Source organism: Streptomyces sp. NPDC031466, from assembly GCF_055581265.1.
In genome coordinates, this window is sequence record NZ_JBVIJT010000001.1 from 719413 (window position 1) to 740111 (window position 20699).

The 20699-nt window shown below is 71.9% G+C and carries 23 protein-coding genes; 13 read left to right on the forward strand and 10 right to left on the reverse strand.

All coding sequences use genetic code 11. The features are described 5' to 3' along the window. Nucleotides 1-32: 32 nt before the first annotated feature. Nucleotides 33-2366: a glycoside hydrolase family 3 N-terminal domain-containing protein gene (locus ACZ5GP_RS02620; RefSeq protein ID WP_468749013.1), complete on the forward strand. Its 2334-nt coding sequence runs from the start codon at nt 33-35 to the stop codon at nt 2364-2366. Nucleotides 2367-2448: 82 nt separating this feature from the next. After that, on the forward strand, nt 2449-2640 hold the full coding sequence (locus ACZ5GP_RS02625) for an antitoxin (protein WP_468749014.1): 192 nt from the start codon (nt 2449-2451) through the stop codon (nt 2638-2640). A 130-nt stretch (nt 2641-2770) separates the two neighbouring features. On the opposite strand, the gene ACZ5GP_RS02630 is transcribed toward ACZ5GP_RS02625, so the two are convergent. Next, entirely contained in the window at nt 2771-3244 is a 474-nt protein-coding gene (locus ACZ5GP_RS02630) for an ATP-binding protein (protein ID WP_468749015.1), read from the reverse strand. A gap of 181 nt (nt 3245-3425) precedes the next feature. Between ACZ5GP_RS02630 and ACZ5GP_RS02635 the strand changes: the two genes are divergently transcribed. Further along, entirely contained in the window at nt 3426-4577 is a 1152-nt protein-coding gene (locus ACZ5GP_RS02635) for a PP2C family protein-serine/threonine phosphatase (protein ID WP_468749016.1), read from the forward strand. Between the two features lie 98 nt (nt 4578-4675). Here the strand turns inward: ACZ5GP_RS02635 and ACZ5GP_RS02640 are convergent, their stop codons facing one another. Continuing rightward, nucleotides 4676-5533 (reverse strand): GNAT family N-acetyltransferase, encoded by an 858-nt coding sequence (locus ACZ5GP_RS02640; RefSeq protein ID WP_468749017.1) that lies wholly within the window; start codon nt 5531-5533, stop codon nt 4676-4678. A gap of 190 nt (nt 5534-5723) precedes the next feature. Between ACZ5GP_RS02640 and ACZ5GP_RS02645 the strand changes: the two genes are divergently transcribed. After that, complete coding sequence (locus ACZ5GP_RS02645; RefSeq protein WP_468749018.1) at nt 5724-6614, forward strand: glycoside hydrolase family 19 protein; 891 nt, start codon at nt 5724-5726, stop codon at nt 6612-6614. A 70-nt stretch (nt 6615-6684) separates the two neighbouring features. Here the strand turns inward: ACZ5GP_RS02645 and ACZ5GP_RS02650 are convergent, their stop codons facing one another. Both ACZ5GP_RS02650 and ACZ5GP_RS02655 read right to left on the reverse strand, forming a co-directional pair. After that, nucleotides 6685-7122 (reverse strand): nitroreductase/quinone reductase family protein, encoded by a 438-nt coding sequence (locus ACZ5GP_RS02650; protein WP_468749019.1) that lies wholly within the window; start codon nt 7120-7122, stop codon nt 6685-6687. Between the two features lie 32 nt (nt 7123-7154). Next, nucleotides 7155-7706 (reverse strand): TetR/AcrR family transcriptional regulator, encoded by a 552-nt coding sequence (locus ACZ5GP_RS02655; protein WP_468749020.1) that lies wholly within the window; start codon nt 7704-7706, stop codon nt 7155-7157. 162 nt (nt 7707-7868) lie between these two features. Here ACZ5GP_RS02655 and ACZ5GP_RS02660 point away from each other — a divergent pair, with 162 nt between their 5' ends. The 3 genes from ACZ5GP_RS02660 (at nt 7869) to ACZ5GP_RS02670 (ending at nt 10430) form a co-directional block, all read left to right on the forward strand. Beyond that, the gene (locus tag ACZ5GP_RS02660) at nt 7869-8342 is read left to right on the forward strand and encodes a nuclear transport factor 2 family protein (protein ID WP_468749021.1); all 474 of its coding nucleotides are present in this window, start codon (nt 7869-7871) and stop codon (nt 8340-8342) included. A gap of 99 nt (nt 8343-8441) precedes the next feature. Next, nucleotides 8442-8858, forward strand: coding sequence for a CBS domain-containing protein (locus ACZ5GP_RS02665; RefSeq protein WP_468749022.1), 417 nt, complete (start codon nt 8442-8444; stop codon nt 8856-8858). A 174-nt stretch (nt 8859-9032) separates the two neighbouring features. Then, nucleotides 9033-10430 (forward strand): NADP-dependent succinic semialdehyde dehydrogenase, encoded by a 1398-nt coding sequence (locus ACZ5GP_RS02670; protein ID WP_468749023.1) that lies wholly within the window; start codon nt 9033-9035, stop codon nt 10428-10430. A gap of 18 nt (nt 10431-10448) precedes the next feature. Here the strand turns inward: ACZ5GP_RS02670 and ACZ5GP_RS02675 are convergent, their stop codons facing one another. Further along, complete coding sequence (locus tag ACZ5GP_RS02675; protein ID WP_468749024.1) at nt 10449-10676, reverse strand: DUF5133 domain-containing protein; 228 nt, start codon at nt 10674-10676, stop codon at nt 10449-10451. 150 nt (nt 10677-10826) lie between these two features. On the opposite strand from ACZ5GP_RS02675, the gene ACZ5GP_RS02680 reads away from it, so the two are divergent. The 4 genes from ACZ5GP_RS02680 to ACZ5GP_RS02695 all read left to right on the forward strand — a co-directional run bounded on the left by ACZ5GP_RS02680 (nt 10827) and on the right by ACZ5GP_RS02695 (nt 13511). Next, nucleotides 10827-11345, forward strand: coding sequence for a DUF6328 family protein (locus tag ACZ5GP_RS02680; protein WP_468749025.1), 519 nt, complete (start codon nt 10827-10829; stop codon nt 11343-11345). Between the two features lie 216 nt (nt 11346-11561). Further along, complete coding sequence (locus ACZ5GP_RS02685) at nt 11562-12257, forward strand: HemK2/MTQ2 family protein methyltransferase (protein ID WP_468749026.1); 696 nt, start codon at nt 11562-11564, stop codon at nt 12255-12257. After that, complete coding sequence (locus ACZ5GP_RS02690) at nt 12241-12492, forward strand: CDGSH iron-sulfur domain-containing protein (protein WP_468749027.1); 252 nt, start codon at nt 12241-12243, stop codon at nt 12490-12492. Before ACZ5GP_RS02685 ends, ACZ5GP_RS02690 begins: the two co-directional genes overlap by 17 nt. Next, nucleotides 12489-13511, forward strand: a complete 1023-nt coding sequence (locus ACZ5GP_RS02695; RefSeq protein ID WP_468749028.1) for an iron-containing redox enzyme family protein — start codon at nt 12489-12491, stop codon at nt 13509-13511. Before ACZ5GP_RS02690 ends, ACZ5GP_RS02695 begins: the two co-directional genes overlap by 4 nt. A 61-nt stretch (nt 13512-13572) precedes the next feature. Here the strand turns inward: ACZ5GP_RS02695 and ACZ5GP_RS02700 are convergent, their stop codons facing one another. From ACZ5GP_RS02700 to ACZ5GP_RS02710, 3 genes are all read right to left on the reverse strand, one after another. Continuing rightward, on the reverse strand, nt 13573-13974 hold the full coding sequence (locus ACZ5GP_RS02700) for a hypothetical protein (protein ID WP_468749029.1): 402 nt from the start codon (nt 13972-13974) through the stop codon (nt 13573-13575). Nucleotides 13975-14220: 246 nt separating this feature from the next. Beyond that, nucleotides 14221-14640: a hypothetical protein gene (locus ACZ5GP_RS02705; protein ID WP_468749030.1), complete on the reverse strand. Its 420-nt coding sequence runs from the start codon at nt 14638-14640 to the stop codon at nt 14221-14223. Nucleotides 14641-14716: 76 nt separating this feature from the next. Continuing rightward, entirely contained in the window at nt 14717-15682 is a 966-nt protein-coding gene (locus ACZ5GP_RS02710) for an LLM class F420-dependent oxidoreductase (RefSeq protein ID WP_468749031.1), read from the reverse strand. 155 nt (nt 15683-15837) lie between these two features. Here ACZ5GP_RS02710 and ACZ5GP_RS02715 point away from each other — a divergent pair, with 155 nt between their 5' ends. Next, the gene (locus tag ACZ5GP_RS02715) at nt 15838-16971 is read left to right on the forward strand and encodes a glutamate--cysteine ligase (RefSeq protein ID WP_468749032.1); all 1134 of its coding nucleotides are present in this window, start codon (nt 15838-15840) and stop codon (nt 16969-16971) included. 115 nt (nt 16972-17086) lie between these two features. Here the strand turns inward: ACZ5GP_RS02715 and ACZ5GP_RS02720 are convergent, their stop codons facing one another. Next, nucleotides 17087-17566 carry a MarR family winged helix-turn-helix transcriptional regulator gene (locus ACZ5GP_RS02720; protein WP_468749033.1) on the reverse strand — a complete coding sequence of 160 codons (480 nt, stop codon included), beginning with the start codon at nt 17564-17566 and terminating at the stop codon, nt 17087-17089. Nucleotides 17567-17734: 168 nt separating this feature from the next. Here ACZ5GP_RS02720 and ACZ5GP_RS02725 point away from each other — a divergent pair, with 168 nt between their 5' ends. Further along, the gene (locus ACZ5GP_RS02725) at nt 17735-19258 is read left to right on the forward strand and encodes an MFS transporter (protein WP_468749034.1); all 1524 of its coding nucleotides are present in this window, start codon (nt 17735-17737) and stop codon (nt 19256-19258) included. Between the two features lie 27 nt (nt 19259-19285). Here ACZ5GP_RS02725 and ACZ5GP_RS02730 read toward each other — a convergent pair whose 3' ends face one another. After that, nucleotides 19286-20491, reverse strand: coding sequence for a right-handed parallel beta-helix repeat-containing protein (locus ACZ5GP_RS02730; RefSeq protein WP_468749035.1), 1206 nt, complete (start codon nt 20489-20491; stop codon nt 19286-19288). Between the last annotated feature and the right edge of the window lie 208 nt (nt 20492-20699).

Here is a 20699-nt window from a genome sequence, read left to right on the forward strand (position 1 = left end):
TTATCCCCCTCCTGAGGTGAGAAGGCGAACGCATGCGTGACGTACGAAGGCGTACTCTGCTGTCCGCGATCGGCGGCACGGCGGCCGCGGGAGGCGCGCTGAGTGCCGTCGGGACGGCCGGGGCCGGCACCGCGCAGGCCGCGCCCGGCCGCCGGGGCCCCCACGAGCGGCGGATCCGGGAACTCCTCGGCCGGATGACGGTGGAGGAGAAGTTCGGACAGCTCCAGCAGCTGCCGTGGGCGTGGGACACCGGCCCCGGCGGCGGGGCGACCAAGGACGTGGAGGACGCGGCCCGCGCCGGCCGGCTCGGCTCCGTGCTGAGCATCTTCGGCGCCAGGACCACCAACGCGCTCCAGCGCCTGGCCGTCGAGGAGTCCCGGCTCGGCATTCCGCTCGTGTTCGGGCTCGACGTCATCCACGGCTTCTGGACGACGTTCCCGATCCCGCTGGCGCAGGCCGCGAGCTTCGACCCGGAGGTGGCGCGGACGGACGGCGAGGTGTCGGCCAAGGAGGCCCGTTCGAACGGCGTGCACTGGACGTTCGCACCGATGATGGACGTCACGCGCGAGCCGCGCTGGGGCCGGATCGCCGAGGGCAACGGCGAGGACCCGTACCTGACGGCGGCGTTCGCCGCGGCGAAGGTGCGGGGCTACCAGGGCGAGCCGGATGCGCGGGACAAGGACGGCGGCGACGACCACGGCGGTTCGGCGGCGCCCTACCGCGCGAAGGACCGCATCGCCGCCTGCGCCAAGCACTTCGTCGCGTACGGCGGCGCGGAGGGTGGCCGCGACTACAACACGGTGGACGTCTCCGAGTCCCGGCTGCGCAACCTCTACCTCCCGCCGTTCAAGGCGGCTTCGGACGCCGGGGTGGCCACGGTGATGGCGTCCTTCAACACCGTCAGCGGCGTCCCGGCGCACGGCAACACGCACACCCTGACCGACATCCTGAAGAAGGAGTGGGGCTTCGGCGGTGTCGTCGTCAGCGACTGGACCGGCGTCCAGGAGCTGATCCCGCACGGCTTCGCCGAGGACGGCGCGGCGGCCGCCCGGCTGTCCCTCGGCGCGGGCGTGGACATGGAGATGACCAGCACCCATTTCGTCACGCACGGCAAGAAGCTGCTCCACGAGGGAAAGATCGACGCGAGGCGGCTGGACGACGCGGTCGCCCGTGTCCTGCGCCTCAAGTTCGACCTCGGGCTCTTCGAGCACCCCTACGTCGACGAGAGCGACGCCGTCGACGGGCCGAGCCCGGCCGCCCGGCGGGCCGCGCGCGAGAGTGCCGCCCGTTCGATGGTCCTGCTGAAGAACGACCGCGCGGCGCTCCCCCTGAAGCGGTCCCTCAGGTCCGTCGCGGTCGTCGGCCCGTTCGGAGACTCCGACGACCTGCTCGGCACGTGGTCGCTCCCGGCCGCCGTGCGCAGATATCCGTCGGTGAAGATCCTGGACGCCATCCGGCGGGCCGCGCCGGACGCCGAGGTGACGTACGCCAGGGGCGTGGACCCCGACGGCAAGGAGACCGGTGGCATCCCGAAGGCGGTGGCCGCCGCGAGGGCCGCCGAGGTCACCGTCGTCGTGGTCGGCGAGCCACCCGCGATGAGCGGCGAGGCGGCCGCGCGCAGCGACATCGGGCTGCCCGGCACCCAGGAGAAGCTGGTGGCCGCCGTCGCCGCCACCGGCAAGCCGTTCGTGGTCGTCCTCGTGAACGGCCGCCCGCTGACCATGGGCGACTGGCTCGGCGCCGCGCCCGCCGTCCTGGAGGCGTGGCACCCGGGCCTGGAGGCGGGCAACGCCGTCGCCGACGTCCTGTTCGGCCGGGTCGTGCCCGGCGGGAAGCTGCCGGTGTCGTTCCCGCGTACGGTCGGCCAGCTCCCGGTGCACTACAACCACGAGTCGACGGGCCGCCCCTACGACGCGGACAACAAGTACACGTCGAAGTACCTGGATCTGCCCCCGGGCCCGCAGTTCGCGTTCGGCCACGGGCTGAGCTACACGACGTTCGAGATCGGCGAGCCGCGGCTGAGCCGCGAGCGGATCTCCGCGGCCGCGCTGCGCCGGGGCGACACCCTGGAGGTGGCGGTGGACGTCACGAACACCGGCGACCGCGCGGGCGACGAGGTCGTCCAGCTGTACGTCCACGACATCACGGCGAGCCTCACGCGGCCCGTACGCGAACTGCGCGGTTTCCGCAGGGTGACGCTGGAGCCCGGCAGGTCCAGGACGGTCCGGTTCGAGATCGGCGCCGACGACCTCGGTTTCTGGACGAACGACCCGCGCGGGGAGTTCCTCGTCGAGGAGGGCGCGGTGGACCTCTACGTGGGCAACAGCTCCGAGGCCAAGGCCAAGCGGCGGCTGACGATCACATGAGCGGGCGGCTCCGGTCCCCGGATGCGGCGCCCCGGATCAGCCCCCATCCTGGGAGCAACGGCTCACACCCAGGAGGCCGACCATGTCGGTGATGGACAAGCTCAAGCAGATGCTCAAGGGCCACGAGGACAAGGCGGGCCAGGGCGTCGACAAGGCCGGTGACTTCGTCGACGGCCGGACCCAGAACAAGTACAGCGGGCAGGTCGACACCGCCCAGGACAAGCTCAAGGGACAGCTGGGCGGGGACCGCGGCCAGGAGCCCCCGCCCCAGTAGCGACCATGGGTGGCCGCGCCGGAGCGGCCGGATACGGGTAAGCCCCCAGCGCGACGGGCCAGGGAGAGTGCCCCTGGCCCGTCGCGCCGCGGCGGCGCCGCGCCTTGTCCCGACTCGCGCCGCGCACGTCTCACGGTTGCCGTCCGGCGGTGGCCCCTCCCGGGTCGTCGGCAAGCATGATCGCAGCAGTCGTGCATTTGCCGTCCGGTTCGCGGTGGACCTCGAAGCTCTGGGAGACCGCCATCACGATCTCCAGGCCGTGCTGGCCGACCCGGCCCGGTTCGGCTGCCCTGGCCACCGGCAGGACCGGGGCGCTGTCCCGCACCGATACCTCCACCCGGCCGCCTGTCAACCCGAGGCCGAGCGAGCAGGGCCCGGGGGCGTACTTGAGGGCGTTCGTCAACAGCTCGCTGACCACCAGTTGCACCATGCCCATCGCACGCTCGGACACCGGGACCCCGTGGACCGCCTGCAGGCGTGCCAGGAAGTCGCGGGCCAGCGCACGCGCCTCGGCGATGTCATCGGTCTTGCCCTCGTACGTCTGCGACACCTCGACCAGGCCGCCGCCCAACAGCCGCCCCTCGCTCCGTGCAGCCCCGTCCATGCCGATCCGCCCACTTCCTGAACTCGATTGTCAGGCTTCTACCCCCACGTCCAGCATGTAACAAAAAGATCACCTCGGCGCGCGGTATCTCCCCCTGTGCAATGTGTCTCGGCTGTGATGCCCGGGGCATCGCGGGGAAGGAGGTGCACAACTCAGGGAGGCTGTTGTGCAGCGTGATCGAATGGGACTGGCCGAGGTACTGGCAGCGGCTGAAGAAGCCGCCCCGGTGCGTTCTCTCGATGTCGTGGCGCACAATCTGCGCAGGCGGTTCGGCGCGCGTTACGTCTCCTTCCTGTTCGTCGACGTCGTCGGCCGGCGCCTGCTGCGGGTCAACGAGGGGAAGACGACACGCGAGAAACGCGGCACGGACCAGGTCCCTTTGGACGGCAGCGTCTACGACGAGGTCCTGCGCACCCAGGAGGTGCTGCTGGCACCAGAGGGTGCTCAGGGGCAGCGTGTGCTCGCTCCGGTCACCAATCGCGGCGACGTCATCGGCGTTCTGGAGCTCTACCTCACCCACGTCACGCAGGATGTGCTGGAGCAGGTCGAAGAGGTCGCGCACGCGCTCGCGTACATCATCGTCACCGACCGCCGCTTCACCGACCTCTACCACTGGGGCAACCGCACCGCCACGGTCACCCTGGCCGCGGAGATCCAGCGCCAGCTCCTGCCCTCGGCGCCCTCGTGCGAGGCAGACGAGTTCGCTCTCGCCGGAGCCCTGGTGCCGGCCTCCGACATCGCCGGTGACACCTACGACTACAGCCTCGACGAGGACACCCTGCACCTGTCGATCACCGACGCCATGGGCCATGACGTCGATGCCTCCTTGATGGCCACCCTCGTGGTCAACGCCTCCCGCGGCGCCCGCCGCGCCGGTGCCGACCTCGCCGAACAGGCCCGCCAGACGCATCAGGCCCTCCTCGATCACGGCCATCGGACCTTCGCCACCGGCCTCCTCCTGCGCATCGCCCTGGACGGATCCGGCGCCCAGCTCGTCAACGCGGGACACATGTGGCCCCTACGGCTGCGCGAGGGCGCGGTCGAGGAGATCCAGCCGCACATCAACCTCCCCTTCGGAGTTCCCGGACAGGGCCCCTATCAGGTGCAGGACATCGACCTGCGCCCCGGTGACCGTCTCGTGCTGTACACCGACGGCATGCAGGATCGCGAGGCGGGCGACGTCGACCTGCCCGGCCTCATCTGTGACACCGCGGGCGAGCACCCCCGGGAGGCCGTGCGGGCCATGGTCGCCGCGGTCACCGACGCCTGTGCCGGCGATGTGAAGGACGACGCCACCGTGCTGTGCCTGGACTGGCGCGGCCCCTGCCCGTAAGGCTGCCCCGCGATGACCCGGCGGCCCGCGCGCGGACCCGGAAGGGTGTGATGCCGTGCGCGCGGCGGGGGTCCGGTGCCGGGGCGCTCGGACAAGCCTCAGCCCAGTTCGAGCGAGGTGACCCCGAAGACCCGCTCGTGGGCGAAGTCCCGGACCGGGCCGGTGTACATGCGGGCCGTGTCGAAGCTCGGTTTCATCCCGCGTGCCTCGGCGAGCGCGACGGCCTCCTTGTTGTACTCGGGCACGTCCATGGCCACGGGCGTGCCGTCCGCGTCGGCGGCCAGCGCGTCCAGGACGGCCTCGGCGTCGGCACGGGTGTCGGCGAACAGCGGTCCGACGCGCAGGGCGTCGGGGCCCGGCCGCAGCACGCCGTACCCGGTCAGCCTCCCGTCGACGATCCGGGCGAGGGCGCGGTGGCCGGGAGCGGTGAGCCAGGCCTCCAGGAAGCGCGGCCGGTCGGCCGGCAGGCACGAGCCGTCGTACGCGAGGAGCGCCTTCAGGCCCGCGGCCTCGACGGGACGCACCTGCCGGTCGGCGCTGCCGGGCGCGATCAGCGGGCCGACGTAGCGCAGCGTGCCGTACGCGCGGACGAAGCCCGAGCGGCGGTAGTTGTCCTGCTGGTCGGGCACGCCGTCCAGGCCCACGGTCCGGTCCCCGGCGTGCGCGAGTCCCGCCCGCCAGGTGGCGAGGCCGAAGCCGCGGCCCCGGTGCTCGGGGCGGCAGAGGTAGAAGCCGAGGAAGGCGTAGCCCTGCCCGTAGTTGACCACGGAGACCGCGGAGACGGGCTCGCCGTCCAGGCGGCCCAGGAAGAATCCCTCGGGGTCCTGCGCGAAGAACGGGGCGGCGTCGCCGTGCCCGGGGTTCCAGCCCTCCTCCGCCGCCCATCCGCGCACCACGCGCCAGTCGTCGAGCGTCGCCCGTGAGATCGTGAGCCGCCCGGAGGCCGAGTCCGTCATCGCTGCACCCTTCTCGATCCACCCGGTGTGCCGGGAAGGCGACACACCGGGTGGATCCTGCCCGGGGCCCGCCAAGTTTTACCTTCGCAGTTTGGTCTAGACCTTGACAGGTTCAGACCATTTCGCTTGAGTCACGACACCCCCATGGCGGCACGCCTCCTCCCCCGTGCCGCCCGTTAGGAGATGTCGCATGCTCAAACGCCTCACCAGCCTCGCGGCCGCCCTCGCCGCGACCGGCGCGCTGCTCGTCCTCGGACCCGCCGCCACCACGGCGTCCGCCGCCACGTGCACCTCCCCCTGGAGCTCCTCGACGGTCTACACCGGTGGCAAGTCCGCCTCGTACAACGGGCACAACTGGACCGCCAAGTGGTGGACCCAGAACGAGACCCCCGGGCGCTCCGACGTCTGGGCGGACCAGGGCACCTGCGGTGGCGGCACGGACCCGGGCAACCCCGACCCGTCCGGATTCGTGGTCAGCGAGGCCCAGTTCAACCAGATGTTCCCGAACCGGAACTCCTTCTACACCTACAAGGGCCTGACCGACGCGCTCAAGGCCTATCCGGGCTTCGCCAACACCGGCAGCGACACCGTCCGGCGCCAGGAGGCCGCGGCCTTCCTCGCCAACGTCAGCCACGAGACGGGCGGACTGGTCCACGTGGTCGAGCAGAACCAGAGCAACTACCCCCACTACTGCGACAAGACCCAGCCCTACGGCTGCCCCGCGGGACAGGCCGCCTACTACGGCCGCGGCCCGATCCAGCTCAGCTGGAACTTCAACTACAAGGCCGCGGGCGACGCCCTCGGCATCGACCTCCTGAACAACCCCTACCTGGTGGAGCAGAACCCGTCCATCGCCTGGCAGACGGGCCTTTGGTACTGGAACACCCAGAGCGGCCCCGGCACCATGACCCCGCACAACGCCATGGTCAACGGCGCCGGGTTCGGTGAGACCATCCGCGCGATCAACGGCACCCTGGAGTGCAACGGCGCCAACCCCGCCCAGGTGCAGAGCCGCGTCGACCGCTACAAGGCGTTCACGCAGATCCTCGGGACCACCCCGGGCTCGAACCTGAGCTGCTGAGTCCGCGCCACCCGGCGGCCCACCCCACCGGCCGGGCGGGCCCGATCCCAGGTCGGGCCCGCCCGGCGCGTCAGTCCAGGGGCACCAGGCGGAACACCGGATGACGGGCCGCCTCGGCGGCGAACTCCTCGTCCGACGACTCGGCGGTCACCTCGAAGTAGGCCCGGGTGACGGGCACTTCACGCCAGTACTGGCGCAGCACCGGCACGCTCTCCCGCGCGTCCAGCTCGACCACTCCGTGCGTGCGCGACCTGCCGCCCCGGCTGAGCCCGACCTGCCCCGCGGCGCGCGCGTTGCGCACCCATTCGCTCACCCCGTAGGCGGCGACGAGCCAGCGCTCGTCACCGGACGCCATCACGTCGACCGGCGTGGAGTACGAACGTCCGGTCTTCCTGCCGCGCACCGTCAGGTTGTACCGGTAGCCCTTGCCGACGCCGAGCCGGGTCATCGTGTGGAACACGCGGTTGATCACCCGCGTACCGGCGTTCATGCGGTACGTCTTCGCCATTGCTGCCCCTCCTCATGTCAAGAGGTCGGAGCTTACGGCGCCGCCAGCAACTGCCGCGCACCGCACCGCGCTTGCCGTGCCGGTTCGGGCGAGCCGGAGATCGCGGCGGCCGTCATGGCGCCTTCCGCGAGCAGCACCAGCGGGCCGACCGCCCGTTCGGGGCCGCCCGCGCCGGCCACCAGGCCGGCGAGGTAGTCGTGGAAGGCGCGCTTGTGCGCCCGCACGGCGTCGGCGACCGCGGGGTCGACGGCCCCCAGTTCTCCGTAGGCGTTGACGAAGGCGCAGCCCCTGAACTCCGGTTCGGCGAACCACTCGTACAGCCAGTCGTAGACCGCGAGGATCCGCGCCACACCTTCCGGGCGCTCGTCCACATGGGCGGCGAGCCGGGCCCGCCAGCGCCGGTCGCGGCGGTCGAGGCAGGCGCGGACGAGTCGCGACTTCGAGGGGAACACCTGATAGAGCCGCTTGAGGGAGACACCGGAGGCCGCACGCACCTGATCCATGCCGACCGCCTGGATCCCGCGCTCGTAGAACAGCCGCTCCGCCGCGTCGAGGACCCGCGCCTCGGCCTCCGCCTGATCCATCGGACCCCCCTGCGAGAACGTACGTTCTCCGACCTTACTACGCGCTCGCCGACGACCCGCGTCATTGCGCGAGAACGAGCGTTCTCCTAGGGTGGCGGAGCCGACGAGAACGAGCGTTCTCCCCCTCGGCGCCCTCCCGTTCGTCCACCCGTGGAGCAGATGATGACCACATCCGCCCGTCCGCCGCTGCCGCCGTTCACCCGCCGGACGGCCGCCGAGAAGGTCCGCCTCGCCGAGGACGGCTGGAACAGCCGCGACCCCGAGAAGGTGGCCCTCGCCTACACCGAGCACTCGCGCTGGCGCAATCGCGCGGAGTTCGTCACCGGACGCGGGGCCATCGTCGCGTTCCTGTCCCGCAAGTGGGCCCGCGAGCTGGACTACCGGCTCATCAAGGAGCTCTGGGCCCACGACGAGCGCCGTATCGCGGTGCGCTTCGCCTACGAGTGGCACGACGACGCGGGGCAGTGGTACCGCTCCTACGGCAACGAGAACTGGGAGTTCGACGACGACGGCCTGATGCGGGCCCGGCACGCGAGCATCAACGACCTGCCCATCGAGGAGTCGGCCCGCCTGTACCACTGGCCGCTCGGGCGCCGGCCCGACGAGCACCCGGGACTCACCGCACTCGGGTTGTGAGCGGAAGGGTGTTGTGCCCCTGTGTGCGGGGCACCCGACCGGGGACAGCGGCCTGGAGCGGCCAGGCCGAACCGTCCATCGACCGCGAAGGAGGTCCACGTGACCACCGCACGCGACATCATGACTCCGGGCGCCGAATGCGCCGGGGCCGAAAAGACCGTCGCCCAGGCAGCCACGAAGCTCACCGAGCTGGACGTCGGCGCCCTGCCGATCTGCGGCACCGACAACCGCCTCAAGGGCGTCATCACCGACCGGGACATCGTGGTGAAGGTCCTCGGCAAGGGCAAGGACCCGGCGAAGGTCCTCGTGGGCGAGCTGGCCCAGAGCGAGGCCGTGACGATCGGCGCGGACGACAACGTCGACGAGGTCTTCGCGACCATGACCGGCCACAAGGTGCGCCGGCTGCCCGTCGTCGACGGACACTCGTTGGTGGGCATGGTGGCGCTCGCCGACGCGGCCCGCGCCCTGTCCGACCCCAAGGCCGGACAGCTCCTGGAGGCCCTCTCCACCGATTGACGGCCCACCACGGGACGGAGCGCGCCGCCCCCGAATAAGGGACGCCCGGGGCGCGCGCCCCGTCCCTCCGCATGCCCTCGCGCATGCGCCGACCTAGGGTGGAACGGCGGCGGGCCACCGCCCCAGTCCCACCCCGTGATCCCCGCCCCGCCGGGCGCCCCGAGGAGGAACGGCATGCCCATCGCCACGGTCAACCCCGCCACCGGTGAGACGCTCGAGGAGTTCGAGCCGCTGGCGCCCGCGGAGGTCGAGCGCCGACTGACGGCGGCCGCCGCCGCGTACGACCGGTACCGCACCACCACCTTCGCCGAACGCGCCCGCCTCCTCGGCCGCGCCGCCGACCTGCTGGAAGCGGACACCGACAGCGTGGCCCGCACCATGACCACGGAGATGGGCAAGCCCGTCAAGGCGGCCAGGGCCGAGGCGGCGAAGTGCGTCAAGGCCATGCGCTGGTACGCCGAGAACGCCGAGGAACTCCTCGCCGACGAGCACCCGGCGCAGGCCGACGTGACGGACTCCGGCGCGTCGCGTGCCGTCGTCCACTACCGCCCCCTCGGCGTCGTGCTCGCCGTGATGCCGTGGAACTTCCCGCTCTGGCAGGTGGTGCGCTTCGCCGCCCCCGCCCTCATGGCCGGCAACGTCGGCCTGCTCAAGCACGCGTCGAACGTACCGAGGACGGCCCTGTACCTGGCGGACCTCTTCCGCCGGGCCGGATATCCAGAGGGCTGCTTCCAGACGCTCCTCGTCGGTTCGGACGCCATCGAGGGCATCCTGCGCGACGAGCGGGTGGCCGCCGCGACCCTGACCGGCAGCGAGCCCGCGGGCCGCTCGGTGGCGTCCATCGCGGGCGACGAGATCAAGAAGACGGTGCTCGAACTGGGCGGCAGCGACCCGTACGTGGTGCTGCCGAGCGCCGACGTCGAGCGCGCCGCCCGGACGGCGGTGACCGCCCGGGTGCAGAACAACGGCCAGTCGTGCATCGCCGCCAAGCGCTTCATCGTGCACGCCGACGTCTACGACGACTTCCGGGAGATGTTCGTCGCCGGAATGCGGGAGCTGACCGTGGGCGACCCGCTCGCCGAGGAGACCGACGTGGGGCCGCTCGCCAGCGAGCAGGGCCGCGCCGACCTGGAGGAGCTCGTCGACGACGCGCTCGGCCACGGCGCGAGCGCGCTCTGCGGAGGACAGCGCCCCAAGGAGCTGGAGCGGGGCTGGTTCTACTCCCCCACCGTCCTCGCGGACATCACCCCGAAGATGCGGATCCACCGCGAGGAGACGTTCGGCCCGGTGGCCACGCTCTACCGCGTGGCGGACCTGGACGAGGCGGTGGCGCTCGCCAACGACACGCCGTTCGGGCTCAGTTCCAACGTCTGGACCCGCGACGAGGGCGACATCACACGCTGCGTCCGGGATCTCCAGGCCGGCGGTGTCTTCTTCAACGGCATGACCGCGTCCCACCCCGGCCTGCCCTTCGGCGGCGTGAAGCGCTCCGGTTACGGGCGGGAACTGTCGGGCCACGGCATCCGGGAGTTCTGCAACGCCACGACCGTCTGGCACGGGCCGACCGGGTAGGCGGAGTCAGGGCCGGGGTCAGGTGGACAGCAGCGAGTCGTCCGTGACCCTGGCCCCCGGCAGCCGGTGGCTGGCGGCCACGAGCGCCGCGTCGACGTCGCTGGTGCCGGTGGCCACGCACAGGCTGTAGGAGACGTCCTCGAACTCCTGGCGCCCTGCGGCGCCGCCCTGATCGGCGCGCAGCACCGCCAAGGCCTTGTAGCGCTCCACCAGGTCCTTCAGCACGGCGGGGTGGGCCAGCAGCACGAGGATCCTCCTCAGGATTCGGGTCAGACGTGCACTCGGCGCCCGTCTGCCCGGCCTCTGCCGGACGAATCACGGTCAGGCGGAGAATTTCCCGACGAGGCGGATCGTCCCGGATTGTCGTTTCCGCGGTTCGTGGGCACACTCGGTGGCATGGACGCGCCGAACACCAGGCAGGCCGGCGGGGCCGGGGCGTGGCGCGACGAGGGCCGCCGTGAGACGGAGTCCGAGCGCGCCGACCGCCGCTGGACCGAGCTGATCCAAGAGGTGCGGGTCGCCCAGACCGGCGTACAGATCCTGTTCGGCTTCCTCCTCACCGTGGCCTTCACGCCGCGGTACGCGCAGCTGGACCACGTCGAGCACACGATCTACGTGGTGACGGTCGTCCTCGGCTCGACCGCGACCGGCACCCTCATCGCCCCGGTCTCCTTCCACCGCATCGTCTCCGGGCGCCGCATCAAACCGCAGGCGGTGGTGTGGGCCTCGCGCATGACCTTCGTCGGTCTCGTCCTGCTCCTCGGCACGCTGACCTCCGCGCTGCTGCTGGTGCTGCGGGTCGCCACCGACGACACCCTGGTGCCGTGGTTGGTCGGTGTCGTCGTCGGCTGGTACCTGCTGTGCTGGTTCGTGCTGCCCGCCTGGGCCCGGCACCGGCACACGTCGGAGGACTGACCGGCGTACCCGCCGCGAGGAGGCGACGTCACAGATCACGCAGGTGTGGATCACGGCCGCGCGGGCACCCAAGGTGCCTGACAGACGCATGAAGCGATCCGCGCTGTTCGTGACACGTCACTGCCGGTGAGGTCTCCGGTGGTGTCGGGGAGCGAACCGTCGGACTGTGGAAGGAGGAGCGCCCCTCGTGGAGCTCGCTCGGACGGGAGAAGCCGCATGACCACACAGACGCGGATCACGATGCCGCCGCCGGTCCGGCCGGCACGCCTGATCGCCCCGCCCGGGGTGTACGCCCCGCAGTACGACACCGAACTGCTGACGCGCGCCCTGCACCGCGAGGGCATCGGCGAGGGCAGCTCGGTCCTCGACCTGGGGACCGGCACCGGGGCGCTCGCGGTCGCCGCGGCGCGCCGGGGAGCCCGGGTGGCGGCCGTCGACATCTCCTGGCGAGCGGTGCTGACGGCGCGGTTCAACGCGCGCACGGCCGGCCAGAAGGTCACCGTGCGGCACGGCGATCTGACGGCCGCGGCACCGGAGGGCCCCTACGACCTCGTGCTGAGCAATCCGCCCTACGTGCCCTCCCCCTCCCCTTTCCTGCCCCGGCGCGGCGCGGCGCGGGCCTGGGACGGCGGCCCCGCCGGACGGGCGGTCGTGGACCGCGTCTGTGACGCGGCGCCCCGCGCGCTGCGCCCGGGCGGTGTCCTGCTGATGGTGCACTCGGGGCTGTGCGGCGTGGACGCCACGCTCGACCGCCTCGCCGGTCTGGGCCTGGACGCCAAGGTCACCGACCGGGAGTTCATCCCGCTCGGGCCCGTACTGCGCTCGCGCCGGGCGTGGCTGCGCCGACGCAACCTCCTCGGTGACGACGAGAGCCTCGAAGAACTGGTGGTCATCCGTGCCGAACTCCGCTGAACGCCCCCGCCGCGTCACGGTCGACCCGGAGGGGCCGCTCCTGGTGGAGGGCCCGGTCGAGGTCGTCGGCGACGACGGAACCGTCTCCACCTCCGACCGCTTCGCCGTCGCGATCTGCACGTGCCGCCGCAGCCGCAGCTACCCGTGGTGCGACACCAGCCACCGCCGTCGTGTGAAGCCCGACGGCGGACGGGCGGGCGCGGCGCACCCCAAGGAATCGGACCCCACATCATGACGACCGCGGTCGAGTCACGTCTGCACAGCCCTCACCTCCCCGCTGCCCGCGGCGCCCTGTCCGAGGGCGTCGTCGCCGCGCTGTCGCACGAGCGGCCCGTCGCGGACCTCCGCGGGCGGGCGGCCGACGCCGATCCGTACGGCGACGACCTCCAGCTCGCTCTCCACGTCCTGTACGAACTCCACTACCAGGGCTTTCGGGGCGTGGCGGACGAGCGGGAGTGGGACCCGGAGCTGTTGGCCCTGCGGCAGGTGCTGGAGGGGCGCTTCCTCGACGCGCTGCGGGCCGACGTGCCGTCCGGCGTGAGTGCCGAACAGGCGCTGGCCGAGCTGCTCGTGGAGCCCGTCGGGCACGACGAGTCGAGCGTCAGCCACCACCTCCAGCGCGACGGGGAGCTGTGGCAGCTGCGGGAGTACGCGGCGCTGCGCTCGCTCTACCACCTCAAGGAGGCCGACCCGCACGCCTGGGTCATCCCGCGGCTGCACGGCCGGGCCAAGGCGGCGATGGTGGCCATCGAGTACGACGAGTTCGGCGCCGGCCGGGCCGAGGAGATCCACGCCCGCCTCTTCGCCGACCTGATGGCCGACCTGGGGCTGGAGACGGCCTACGGCCACTACACCGACGCGGCGCCCGCCGAGGCCCTCACCGTCGTGAACCTCATGTCCCTGTTCGGTCTGCACCGCGCGCTGCGGGGCGCTCTGGTCGGCCACTTCGCGGCCGTCGAGGTGACGTCGTCGCCCGGTTCGCGGCGGCTGGCAGCGGCCCTGCGCCGGGCCGGGGCGGGGCCCGCCGCCCAGCGGTTCTACGACGAGCACGTGGAGGCGGACGCCGTGCACGAGCAGGTGGTGCGCCGGGACGTCGTCGGCGGACTGCTCGCAGCGGAGCCGGCGCTGGATGCCGATGTGGCCTTCGGTGTGCGGGCCACCGGGTTCGTCGAGGACCGCCTCGGCGCCCGGCTGCTGGCCCGCTGGCGCCAGGGGAGCAGCGCGCTGCTCGCGCCGTTGCCCGACGCGCCGTGAAGCCGTCAGCCCTCGACGCCGGTCGAAGCCAGGAGGTACGCCGCGCAGAGCGTCCGCATCGTCACCCGCCCTTGATCAGACACCGGTACGGCGTCTCGGGGCGGGCGGTGCAGCCCGCCGCCGTCACCTTCCAGCCGCCGGGGAAGGACGACAGGAAGAGGGTGTCCTGGTCGGTCACGACGCGTGCCTGGCGTCCGTAGACGTCCACGGCCCGCACCTCCCCCGCCAGGGGCAGACCGGCCTCGGGCAGGGCCCGTACGCAGGACTTTTCGGTGGACTGCTCCAGTTCGTCGCGGGTCCCGGGGGCGAGCGCCGCGCAGCCCTTCGCGGTGTCCGTCGCGCGCAGACTCGCCTCGAAGCGGGACGCCGCCTCGACGGCGGCGTCCTCCCGTGCGTCGACGCCGCAGCCGGTGAGCGCGCCGAGCAGCGCCGCCGCGAGCAGACCCGAGCTCTTCGCGCGCACCAGTCCTGGTCTCCCTCACGGTCCGCCGGTCGCCTGGGCTGCGGCGCCCGCCGGTGATCCGCGCCGGGGTGGGGGGGGGGGGGGGGGGGGGGGGGGGGGGGGGGGGGGGGGGGGGGGGGGGGGGGGGGGGGGGGGGGGGGGGGGGGGGGGGGGGGGCAGCGTGCGCCACGCTGCCCGCACCCCGGCGCGGTGGGCGCGAGCCGCCCGGCCGACACGCGGAAGTGCGCCCGATCGGTCGAGGGCCGTTCAGCCGTCCGCGGGGGGCCGGCCGTGTTCGGCGCCGGTCAGGCGCAGCTGCACCTGGACCTCCTGGTCACCGGAGACGGTGCCGGTGGTCTGCGCCTCGAAGGCCGAGGCGAGCGCGGCGCGCAGCCGGTCCACCGCGACGGGGCCGCCCTGCAGATCGGCGGTGACGGAGCCGGCGAGCAGGACGCCGTGGACGGAATCGGGGGTGCGGGAGGCGACGAAGGCGCCGGTCCAGACGGCGGGGTCGGGGCGGCGCGTCTGGCCGGGCGCGTCGTCCCCCCGGTCGGAGGGGAAGTGGTCGCGCAGCACCTTGAAGACGGTGTCCGCGTCGGCCGCCGAGCAGTCGCCGAGGACGACCTCCACCAGATCCGGGGAGTCGGGCTGCTGGTCGGTGGGGGCCGGGTTCGATGTGTCGTTCACGCTGACTCTCTCCAGAGGTGTCGCTGGTGCTTGTACGGGTCACGGGTACCCGGTGGTGCCGCGAGTACCCGGCGGGTCACAGATCGCGCAGGGCGGGCAGCAGGTTCTTCCCGGCCCAGTCGATGAAGGTGCGCTGGTGGTCGCCGCCCACCTGGACGAGGGCGATCTCCGTGAAGCCCGCCTCGGCGAAGGGCCGTACGGCCGCCACGAAGTCGTCGACGTCGTCGCCGCAGGGGATCTGCCGGGCGATGTCCTCGGGGGTGACGTGCTGGGTGGCGCCGGCGAATCCGGAGGGCCCGGGCAGCTCGGAGTTGACCGGCCAGCCGCCGACGGACCAGCGGAACTGGTCGTGGGCGCGGGCGATCGCGGCGTCCTTGTCGGTGTCGTGGCAGACGGGCAGCTGACCGACGCGGGGCTTGCCGCTGCCGCCGTGCCGGTCGAAGGAGTCGAGCAGCTCGGCCTTGGGTTCGGTCGCGATGACGAGGTCGGCCAGGCGCCCGGCCAGGGAGCAGGACCGTTCGCCGGAGACGGCGACACCGAGGGGCGGCAGCTCGTCGGGCAGGTCCCACAGGCGGGCGTTCGCCACGTCGAAGTGGGTGCCCTGGTGGTTGACGTTGTCACCGGTGAAGAGCGCGCGGATGATGTCGATCGCTTCTTCGAGCATCTCCAGACGGACCGGCGGGGAGGGCCAGCCGGCGCCGACCACGTGCTCGTTGAGGTTCTCGCCGGAGCCGAGGCCGAGCCGGAAGCGGCCCTCGGAGAGCAGCTGCATGGTCGCGGCCTTCTGCGCGATCACGGCGGGGTGGTAGCGGACCGTCGGGCAGGTCACGTACGTCATGAGCGGGATGCGGGAGGTGGCCTGCGCGGCGGCGCCGAGAACGCTCCAGGCGTACGGCGAGTGCCCCTGTGATGTGAGCCACGGGAAGTAGTGGTCGGAGGTGACGGAGAAGTCGAAGCCGGCTTGCTCCGCCGCGACCAGATCCTCGACCAGGGCGCGCGGTCCGGCCTGCTCGGTCATCATTGTGTAGCCGATTTGCACCATGATGCATCGATTTGCCGAAATGCTTCCACTGAAACCTTCGGCAGCCTTCGCGCCACTGAGGGCGGTGGGCGGCCGACATGCGGGTACGTGGACCATGGCGGCGCCCCGCCGCCCGACGAAGGTCGAAGAAGGTCACGGAGAAAGGCAGCGTCGATTTGCGCACCGTAGGAGTGGAGGAGGAGCTTCTCCTCATCGATCGCGAGAGCGGCGAGCCCAAGGCCCTGTCCTCGGCCGTCCTGGCGCGAGCCGCCAAGGACGCGGCCGAGTCGACGGGCGCCGAGCGGCACGCCGACGACTACCGCGACCCCGAGGAAGAGACGTTCGAGAAGGAGCTGACGGGACAGCAGCTGGAGTTCGCCACGCAGCCGCGGACGGACATGGCCAGCCTCACGGAGGAGGTCGTCCGGTGGCGTACGGCGGCGGCCAAGCACGCGGGTGACGTGGGCGCGGCGGTAGCCGCCCTGGCCACCTCTCCTCTGCCGGTCAGCCCCTCGATCAACGTGGGCAGCCGCTACCAGTGGATGGAGCAGCAGTTCGGGCTCACCACCCAGGAACAGCTCACGTGCGGCTGCCACGTCCACGTCTCGGTCGAGTCGGACGAGGAGGGGGTGGCCGTCATCGACCGGATCCGCCCCTGGCTCCCGGTCCTGGTGGCGCTGAGCTCCAACTCTCCGTACTGGCACGGGAACGACAGTCTGTACAGCAGCTACCGCAACAGGGTGTGGGGGCGCTGGCCGATGGCGGGCCCCACCGAGATCTTCGGTTCCGCCGAGGCGTACGAGGAGCAGGTCCGCGCCATGGTGGACACCGGGGTGCTGCGCGACCGGGGCATGGTCTATTTCGACGCCCGGCTCTCGCACCGCTACCCCACCGTCGAGATCCGGGTCGCGGACGTGTGCCTGGAGTCCTCGACGACGGTCCTGATCGCGGCCCTGTCGCGGGCCCTGGTCGAGACGGCCGCGCGGGACTGGCGCGCGGGGCGGCCCCCGCTGGGGCACGGCGTCAGTCTGCTGCGCCTCGCCACGTGGCGGGCCGCACGGTCCGGCCTGGAGGACGACCTCCTGCACCCGGTGACGATGCGGCCCGCGCCCTGCGGCGAGGTGGTGTCGGCGCTGCTGGACCACGTGCGGGACGCCCTGGAGGAGGCGGGCGACCTGGAGCTGGCCCGCAAGACGGCGAGCGGCTTGCTGGACGCCGGCACCGGCGCCCGCATCCAGCGGGACCTGCTGGAGCGGACGGGCAGCCTGAGCGCCATGGTCGCGGAGTGCGCCCGCCGCACCCAGGCCTGAGCGAGGGCCGCGCCCCCGTAACCGTCGGACGCGTCGCCGCGACGGGGCCTCCCGGTAGGTGGAGGTCGCGACCGGCGGCCGACGGGGGCGAGTGAGCGGCCGTCCCCGGTGGGCTTCAGCCCGCCGGGGACGCGAGGCGGGTGAGCAGGCTCTGGAGGGTGGCCCGGTCCTCGCCGCTCAGCGCGTCCAGCGCCTGATGGGTGGCGTGCATACCGGCTCGGATGTTCTCGACCGCGGCCACCCCTTCCTCGGAGAGCGCGACATTCTTCACACGGCGGTCGGTGGGGCTCGGTTCGCGTCGGACGAGGCCACGACTTTCCAGCCGGTCGACGATCCCCGTCATGTTCGAGGCGTCGCAGCGGAACGAGGCGGCCAGCGCGCGCATGGAGGCGGGGCCGCCACGCCGCAGGACGTTCAGCGCCTTGGCCTGGCTGTAGGTGAGGCCGTGCGCGGCGGCGGCCGCGGTCAGATCCGAGTAGAGACCGGCCATGGACGCCCACAGCGCGTCGAGCAGCAGGGCGTTGGACACCTCGGCCCGCGCGCCCGGGGGCGGCGTCTGGGCGGCGGAGCGACTGGTTCCAGGGGTCTCGGGCATGGGTCAACCCTAACGCGAAACTTGACTACCTCAACTTTCGATGTTTACCTCTACCTCATTGCTTGAAGACATCAACCTTCTAGGTCCTGTACCTTCACAGGCTTCAGGTTCCGCCCTCGGCCAGGCCGGGGCCTCATTCCCCTCGCGTTCGACCTACGGAAGTAACCCGTGACACCCACAGCTCGCGCGGCGCGCACACGCTCCGCCGGAGACACCTCGCTCGTCCTGGTCCTCGGCCTCTCCGCCATGATCGTCTCGATGATGCAGACCCTCGTCGTGCCGATCATGAGCATCATCCAGAGCGACCTCGGCACCTCCACCGCGAACGTCAGCTGGGTCACCACCGCGACCCTGCTGTCCGCCGCGGTGTTCACCCCGCTGCTCGGCCGTTTCGGCGACATGCACGGCAAGAAGCCCACCCTGGTGGGCGTCCTGCTGTTGATGATCGCCGGCTCGGTGCTCGCCGCCACGACCAGTTCCCTGCTGTGGCTCATCGTGGGCCGGGTGCTCCAGGGCGCGGCGACCGCGATCTTCCCGATCGCCCTCTCGGTGCTGCGCGAGGAGATGCCGCCGGCAAAGCTGCACGGCGCGATGGCCATGGTCAGTGGCACGCTCGCGGTCGGCAGCGGCCTCGCCCTCGTGGCGGCCGGCCTGCTCACCCAGGGTTCGGACCCGGACTACCACCGGGTCTTCTGGCTCGCGGCCGCTCTCGCCGTCGTGGCTCTCCTCGGCGTCCTGGTGCGCGTACCCACCTCGCGGTCCACGACGGGCGGCCGGACCGACTGGCTCGGGGCGGCGACCCTGGCGGCGCTGCTCGTCCTGCTCCTGCTGCCGATCTCGCAGGGCCACGAGTGGGGCTGGACCTCGGCCCGCACGCTCGGCCTGTTCGCCGGGGCCCTCGTGATGGCGGCCGTCTGGACGCTGGTGGAGCGCACGGTCCGCGCGCCCATGGTGGACATGCGGATGTTCGCCCACCGGCCGGTCCTGTTCACCAACCTCGCCGGACTGTTCCTCGGCTTCGCGATGTTCTCGCAGTTCATCGGTGTCGCCTACCTGGTGCAGATGCCCGAGGAGCTGACCGGGTACGGCTTCGGGGCCTCGGTCCTGCGCTCCTCCGTGGAGTACCTGCTGCCGACCACGGTGATCTCGCTGCTCGCCTCGCAGTTCGGCGGCATGCTGGTCGGGCGGATCGGTGCCCGGTTCACGCTGGCCTTGGGCGCCCTGTTCGGCGTGGCCGGCTTCACCTGGCTGACCCTCGCGCACGACACGTCCGCGTCGATCATCCTCGCCGGCCTGCTGATCGGTGTGGCGATCAGCTTCGGCTACGCCGCCATGCCCGCCCTCATCGTGGCGAGCGTCCCGCACCACCAGACCGGCATCGCCAACGGCCTCAACTCCATCTCCCGGTCGGTCGGCAGCGCGGTCGCCAGCGCGATCATCACCTCCTTGCTGGCGTCCAAGACGCTCGACAACCTGCCGGCCGGGGCGCCCGCGCTGCCCGCCGAGAGCCAGTTCACGCTGAGCTTCGCCATCGCCGGTGTCGCGTTCGTCCTGATCGTCGTGGTGGCGCTGGTCGGCCTCACCAAGCACAAGCCGCAGGTGCGCAAGCTCGCGCAGGCGGAGACGGCGGAGACGGCGGAGACGGCGGAAGCCACCAAGAAGTCGGAGCCGACGGACACCGTCATCGCCTGACCCGGCCCCAGGGCGTCCTTCGAGCGGTTACGGCGTCACCCGGGTGCCGCCGAAGGACACGACCAGCCGCCCGTCCGACGCGAAGGACCACTTCAGCGCGCCGGAGTAGGCGGAGCACCGGGAGCCGTTGGAGCCGGACCAGAACTGGTTCGTGCCGTCGGCGTCCCCGACCACCTTGTCGTTCGACCCGCTCGCGGCGCGGCACGAGACGTTGTCCCGGAACACCGTCGTGCCGGCGTCGAACGAGAAGTTGCGCTGGGCGTTGTCGACGGCGACATTGCCCGTCATCGCCATCTTGCCGGGGTTGCGGTTGTAGGTGAACCCGTGCTTGCCGTTGGCGTAGGCGATGCTGCGCCGGATGACGTGGTTCACCGCGATGTCCTCGCCGCCGAGCTTGTAGCCGTTGCGGTCGCCGTTGGAGTTCACGGTGCCGTCGGAGAGCGTGCCGTTGCCGTACGCGAGGGAGTCCTCGATGGTCACCGGGCCGATGGGCCCGGTGTCCTTCTTGGTGTAGAGGTCCCAGCCGTCGTCGATGTTGTTGCGGGACACGGCGTAGCGGAAGACGTTGCCCGGGCCGGTGGTGAGCTTCGAGGCGAAGCCGTCGGCGTCCTCGCCGTCGGAGTCGGCGTTGTCGTGGGAGAGCGCGCTGAGGATGAGGTTGTCGGAGGGCCACTGGTCGCGCGGGGTGCCGGAGGCCATCCGGGAGAGCTGGAGCCCCGAGTCGCGGTTGAAGCGGGTCACGGTGCGCTCGATGATGTTGCCGCTGCCGCCGACGAAGATGCCGTTGTCGCCGGCGCGCTCCACGACGAGTCCCTTGACGTGCCAGAACCTGCCGTTGACGGCGAGACCGCGGTTCGCCGGGTCCTCGGCCATGGCCGAGAAGTTCAGGACGGGGGTCTCCCCCGGATACGCGGTCAGCTTCGTGCGGGCGGCCGAGGTGCCGTTGTTGCCCGCGGGGATCGTGACGGTCTTCGCGTAGCGGTAGGTGCCACCGCGCACATAGATCGTCCCGCCGGGAGTGACGCGGGTGATCGCCGCGGCGAGCGTGGTCGGGTTCGCCTGGGTGCCGGCGGCGGCGTCGGTGCCGTTCGGCGCGACGTACAGGGTGTCGGCCGCCAGGGGCGGGGTGGGCGCGGCCTGGGCCGCGGGACCGGGCAGCGCGACGAGCGCGCCGACCAGGAGGGCGGCGGACGCGGCGAGCGGGGTCAGGTGCACCGTGCGAGTCAGCTTCACCGTTTGTCTCCAGACACGTTCGTGTTCGGATACGTGAACGAGCGGCTTGACGACACCGCTGTCAACGCAGGGGAAAGCGCTTGCAGAGGACCTTAGGAATTTGAGGGGAACGCGTCAATAGTCACGTACATGTTTCTGATTCTTATAAATGAACAGCGTTCAAGGGGCGGAACGGTCGGCGGAACGACCCCGTGAAGGTCAACCCCAT